The sequence below is a fragment of the Amycolatopsis sp. NPDC104819 genome (assembly GCF_055583145.1).
The window spans coordinates 1-2,011 of the sequence record NZ_JBVJON010000038.1; the positions used below are offsets into that span (position 1 = coordinate 1).

The 2,011-nt window shown below is 55.7% G+C and carries 2 rRNA genes; both read left to right on the plus strand.

The window, feature by feature from the left end:
• Positions 1-1,823, plus strand: a 23S ribosomal RNA gene (locus ACZ63E_RS46025); the annotation flags it as partial.
• A gap of 68 nt (positions 1,824-1,891) precedes the next feature.
• A 5S ribosomal RNA gene (gene rrf / locus ACZ63E_RS46030) occupies positions 1,892-2,008 on the plus strand.
• The last annotated feature ends 3 nt before the right edge of the window (positions 2,009-2,011 follow it).

The following is a 2,011-nucleotide window of genomic DNA, read 5'->3' on the forward strand; positions in this document are numbered from 1 at the left end:
GATGGGTAGGGGAGCGTCCTGCATCCAGGGAAGCCGTGGCGGAAGCTAGCGGTGGAGGGTGTGGGAGTGAGAATGCAGGCATGAGTAGCGAATGCAGAGTGAGAAACTCTGCCGCCGGATGACCAAGGGTTCCTGGGCCAGGCTAATCCGCCCAGGGTAAGTCGGGACCTAAGGCGAGGCCGACAGGCGTAGTCGATGGACAACGGGTTGATATTCCCGTACCCGAGCATGTGCGCCCATGACGAGGCGTTTGATACTAACCACCCAAAGCGCATCTGCGAAGCCTTCGGGCCTAGTGGGTGTTGTGGAGCGTGGGACCTGATTTCGTAGTAGTCAAGCGATGGGGTGACGCAGGAAGGTAGCTCCGCCAGTGAGTGGTAGTACTGGTGTAAGCGTGTAGGGAAGTTGGTAGGCAAATCCGCCAGCTATATATCCTGAGACGTGATGCGTAGCCGTTTGAGGCGAAGTAGAGTGATCCTATGCTGCCGAGAAAAGCCTCTAGTGAGTGCATGCACGGCCCGTACCCCAAACCAACACAGGTGGTCAGGTAGAGAATACCAAGGCGATCGGGTGAACTGTGGTTAAGGAACTCGGCAAAATGCCCCCGTAACTTCGGGAGAAGGGGGGCCAAACATCCTGAAGCTTCTTGCAAGCTAGGGGTGGGTGGCCGCAGAGACCAGCGGAAAGCGACTGTTTACTAAAAACACAGGTCCATGCGAAGTCGCAAGACGATGTATATGGACTGACGCCTGCCCGGTGCTGGAACGTTAAGAGGACCGGTTAGCCTTTCGGGGCGAAGCTGAGAATTTAAGCGCCAGTAAACGGCGGTGGTAACTATAACCATCCTAAGGTAGCGAAATTCCTTGTCGGGTAAGTTCCGACCTGCACGAATGGCGTAACGACTTTCCGGCTGTCTCAACCACAGGCCCGGCGAAATTGCACTACGAGTAAAGATGCTCGTTACGCGCGGCAGGACGGAAAGACCCCGGGACCTTTACTATAGTTTGGTATTGGTTTTCGGTTCGGCTTGTGTAGGATAGGTGGGAGACTGTGAAGCGGTGACGCTAGTTACTGTGGAGTCGTTGTTGAAATACCACTCTGGTCGAATTGGGAATCTGAACCTCGGGCCATGATCTGGTTCAGGGACAGTGCCTGATGGGTAGTTTAACTGGGGCGGTTGCCTCCTAAAGAGTAACGGAGGCGCCCAAAGGTTCCCTCAGCCTGGTTGGCAATCAGGTGTTGAGTGCAAGTGCACAAGGGAGCTTGACTGTGAGACAGACATGTCGAGCAGGGACGAAAGTCGGGACTAGTGATCCGGCACCTCCTGGTGGAAGGGGTGTCGCTCAACGGATAAAAGGTACCCCGGGGATAACAGGCTGATCTTGCCCAAGAGTCCATATCGACGGCATGGTTTGGCACCTCGATGTCGGCTCGTCGCATCCTGGGGCCGGAGTAGGTCCCAAGGGTTGGGCTGTTCGCCCATTAAAGCGGCACGCGAGCTGGGTTTAGAACGTCGTGAGACAGTTCGGTCCCTATCCGCCGCGCGCGTAGGATACTTGAGGAAGGCTGTCCCTAGTACGAGAGGACCGGGACGGACGAACCTCTGGTGTGCCAGTTGTTCCGCCAGGGGCATGGCTGGTTGGCCACGTTCGGAAGGGATAACCGCTGAAGGCATCTAAGCGGGAAGCCTGTTCCAAGATGAGGTATCCCACCCCTTTGTGGGTTAAGGCTCCCAATAGACCATTGGGTTGATAGGCCAGAGATGGAAGCACAGTAATGTGTTGTTGAGTTGACTGGTACTAATAGGCCGAGGACTTGTCTACGAAGATGTTGCGCATCCACTCTACGGTTCTGAAACACCACCCTGGATGGGTGTGTTGTTTCGTAGTGTTTCGGTGGTTTTAGCGTCAGGGAAACGCCCGGTCCCATTCCGAACCCGGAAGCTAAGCTTGACAGCGCCGATGGTACTGCAACCGAAGGGTTGTGGGAGAGTAGGACACCGCCGAACTTA